This is a genomic window from Mesorhizobium sp. M7A.F.Ca.CA.003.01.2.1 (assembly GCF_003998945.1).
Classification (GTDB): domain Bacteria; phylum Pseudomonadota; class Alphaproteobacteria; order Rhizobiales; family Rhizobiaceae; genus Mesorhizobium; species Mesorhizobium ciceri.
This window is the reverse complement of record NZ_RZRA01000689.1, coordinates 1-3,151: the sequence shown is the minus strand read 5'-3', so window position 1 is coordinate 3,151 and position 3,151 is coordinate 1. Positions and strand designations below refer to the sequence as shown.

General features: G+C 63.2%; 5 protein-coding genes and 1 pseudogene. 1 reads left to right on the top strand and 5 read right to left on the bottom strand.

The annotated features are described in order from the left end of the window. Positions 1-102: pseudogene (locus EN969_RS36780) on the bottom strand (nitroreductase); the annotation flags it as partial. A 157-nt stretch (positions 103-259) separates the two neighbouring features. Between EN969_RS36780 and EN969_RS23755 the strand changes: the two are divergent. Further along, positions 260-1,222 (top strand): hypothetical protein, encoded by a 963-nt coding sequence (locus EN969_RS23755; protein ID WP_013531974.1) that lies wholly within the window; start codon positions 260-262, stop codon positions 1,220-1,222. A gap of 20 nt (positions 1,223-1,242) precedes the next feature. On the opposite strand, the gene EN969_RS23750 is transcribed toward EN969_RS23755, so the two are convergent. The 4 genes from EN969_RS23750 to EN969_RS23735 all read right to left on the bottom strand — a co-directional run. Beyond that, complete coding sequence (locus tag EN969_RS23750; RefSeq protein WP_063167878.1) at positions 1,243-1,557, bottom strand: type II toxin-antitoxin system RelE/ParE family toxin; 315 nt, start codon at positions 1,555-1,557, stop codon at positions 1,243-1,245. Next, positions 1,547-1,822, bottom strand: coding sequence for a type II toxin-antitoxin system ParD family antitoxin (locus tag EN969_RS23745; protein WP_063167877.1), 276 nt, complete (start codon positions 1,820-1,822; stop codon positions 1,547-1,549). Before EN969_RS23745 ends, EN969_RS23750 begins: the two co-directional genes overlap by 11 nt. Positions 1,823-1,927: 105 nt before the next feature. Beyond that, the gene (locus EN969_RS23740; protein ID WP_063167876.1) at positions 1,928-2,866 is read right to left on the bottom strand and encodes a GNAT family N-acetyltransferase; all 939 of its coding nucleotides are present in this window, start codon (positions 2,864-2,866) and stop codon (positions 1,928-1,930) included. Between the two features lie 84 nt (positions 2,867-2,950). Further along, the coding region (locus EN969_RS23735; RefSeq protein ID WP_245467477.1) for a His/Gly/Thr/Pro-type tRNA ligase C-terminal domain-containing protein at positions 2,951-3,151 on the bottom strand (201 nt) is incomplete at its 5' end.

Genomic DNA, 3,151 nt, shown 5'->3' with positions numbered 1-3,151 from the left:
GATCATTGTCGCGATCTCCGCATCGCTCGGCGCCGGCTCCTTCAGATCTGGAATCGGTGCGGAGTTTCGGGTCAGCAGGAAGTCGATGATCGGCGACGCCATGGGCGCAAGTCTCCTGGACATTCTGTTTTGAGCTGAAGCGCACCATCGGGGATTCGGGCGGCTCGGGCATTGGCGCGGGATACGCCGGACGGAAGAGTCGTATCGGTCGGACTCTTAAGCCTTGAAATTGCCACCGCCATGGGCTTCAACGCAAGGCATGTTTGAGGGGACTGTCCGTCTTTTCCTGGTCTGGCTCGGCGCCCTGCTGTTCATGGCGCCGGTTTCGTTCGCCATGGCGCAGAATGTCGACGGTGTCAGCGACCTGAAGCTTCCGGGAATTTCGAGCTACGCGACGCCGAAAGGCGAGACGTCACTGGCGCTGAGCGGCGGCGGTGCCATCACACTCTCTGCCCAGTTGACCGACAAGGGTTCCGACATCACGCGCGGCATCGTCTGGCGGGTCTTCAAGCCGGAAGCCGTCAACGGCAAATTGCCGATGGTCGCCTCCTCGCATGGCGGCACCGCCGTCTTCCAGCTCGAGCCCGGCAGCTATCTGGTTCACGCCTCCTACGGCCGGGCCGGCGCCACCAAACGCATCACTGTCGGCAAGGACGCCAAGCGCGAAAGCCTCGTGCTCGATGCCGGCGGCCTCAAGCTCGACGCCGTGCTGTCCGGCGGCGTGCGCATTCCACCGAAGAAGCTGCGCTTTTCGATCTACGAGGGCACTGCCGAGGCCAATGGCGACCGCGCGCTGATCATTCCCGATGTCGAGCCCAACAGCGTCGTGCGGCTCAACGCCGGCATCTACCATGTCGTCTCGACCTATGGCGCGGTCAATGCAGTCATTCGCTCCGACATCCGCGTCGAGGCCGGCAAGCTGACCGAAGCCACCGTCGAGCATCACGCCGCCGAGATCACGATGAAGCTGGTGCGCGAAACCGGTGGCGAGGCGATCGCCGACACGTCCTGGTCACTGCTCAACGAGTCCGGCGATCCGATCAAGGAAACCGTCGGCGCTTTCGCCTCGATGGTGCTGGCCGAGGGCGACTACACCATCATCGCCAAGAACCGCGACCGCATCTACCAGAAGGATTTTACGGTCGTGGCCGGGCAGAACCAGGAAATCGAGGTTCTGGCCACCGAGGCCGCGGCGATGGATCCTGAAGAAGGCGCGGATTAGTTCGCAATCCACCAGAAGAATCAGGTGTCTGCGTCATCCTCTGAACCAGCAGGATAATCCTGTCCGCCGTAGAGCACGCGCAGGATGACCACGGTGTCACCGTCGACCCGGAAAACGATCGACACGCGGCGTTCAAAGCCGACGATGCGGACGCCGGGGCCAACAGTGTCGCGCACGGTCCCGCGCTCCGGGAAGTTGGACAGCGCCATGCACGCGGCCTCTATGCGGTCGACATAGTCGTCGGCACGTCTGCTCCCGCTGTCGTTTTCGATGTAGTCGTAGATGGCGAAGAGGTCGGCTTGAGCCGCCGGTCTGAAGACGACCTTATGTGTCAAGCTTGGAGGCCTTCATGCGGTCCGCATGATGGGCGCGCAGCGCTTTGAAGACGTCTTCTGCCGGGATGTCCGGACGCGGGTCGTCAAGGGCTTCCTGGACCTTGGCGCGCATAATCGCGGTGATGGTCTGCTCTTCGCGGTCGAGGGCGCGCAGCGCGGCGCGCATCACCTCGCTGGCGGAGTCGTAGGCACCCGACGCCAGGCGTACGTCAACGCTGGCCTGCTGGCGGCCGAGGGTCACGGTGATCGGTTTGCTGGTTCTCATGGCAAGCTCTTTCCTTGCCCTAATATAGCGCATGACATTACAGTGTCATACTATTTTTCTCAACGGCCAGCCAAGACTCGGCCCTGTGAGCCGGACGTTTATTGTTCAAGCCGCCAGTTCGGTCCGCGCCGGCAGGAACGGGATCCGGCGGCGTGGCAAAGCTGGCGCCAGGTCGAACACGCCGCGATGGAGGCGGTCGAGCAAGGCCTTGCGGTCGCGCAACGGCTCCAGTTCGCTCCAGCTCAGCACATCGCCGACGCGCACGTCGATCGCCTTGCCCGACAGCCGCGCGAATTCGTGGATGAGCAGCGATGTGCGCAGCGTCAGCGAGGCCTTGCCGACGAACTTGGCCACCCGGCCGTCGCGCTCGGCCATGTTCATCGGCCCGCTGACAAGATGGAACAGCCTGCCGTTCTGCCCGGAAAAATGCATCGGGATGACCGACGCCCTGGCGTCCTGGACGAGGCGGGCCGGAAACATCTTCCACGGCAGATCGCGCGCCCGGCCAAAACCCTTTGGCGCGGTGGCGACACCGCCGGCCGGAAATACCACGATGGTGACGCCCTCTTTCAACAGGCGCACCGCTTCATGGCGCACGGCCATGTTGTTCTTCAGCGCATCCTTGGTCTCCGAAAAGTCGATCGGCAGCGAATAAGGCTCCATCTCGCGGATCTTGAGCAGATCCTTGTGGATCATCACCCGGAACGGACGGCCGAGCTGCTCGGCCAGCGACAGCACGGCGATACCGTCACCGATGCCGAACGGATGATTGGCGACGATCACCAGCGGCGTGTCCGGCAATTGCGCGGGCGGCCACTGATCAGCGGTCCGCACCCGCACGTCGATCAGGTCGAGCATGCGGCTGAACACGCGTTCGCCGGTCGGCACGATCTGGCGGCGCCAGAAATCATAAAGTGCTGTGTAGCGGTCGCGGCCCGACAAGCCTTCGACCGAATGTATGAACCAGCGCGTCAGCGCCGGCTGGCGCGGATTGGCATAGGAAAGCTCGGGAAAGGGTCGTTCGCGCAATTTCAACTTGAGCATAGGGGCTCGTTACAAGGTCGGCGTGACAGGGATATGAAAATGGCGGTGGATCGCTCCACCGCCATTTGGTCGAAACCATGCCAATCAGGCCGCGCGTTTGCGCCGGCGGTCGGGTGTGACGGCTTCCTCAGTCAGTTGCGCGATCGCCTGGTCAAGGCCAAGCGATTCCTGGTCGCGCGAGCCCAGTCGGCGCATGTTGACCGTCTGCTCTTCCGCTTCGCGCTTGCCGCAGACGAGGATGACCGGAACCTTGGCCAGGCTGTGCTCGCGGACCTTGTAGTTGAT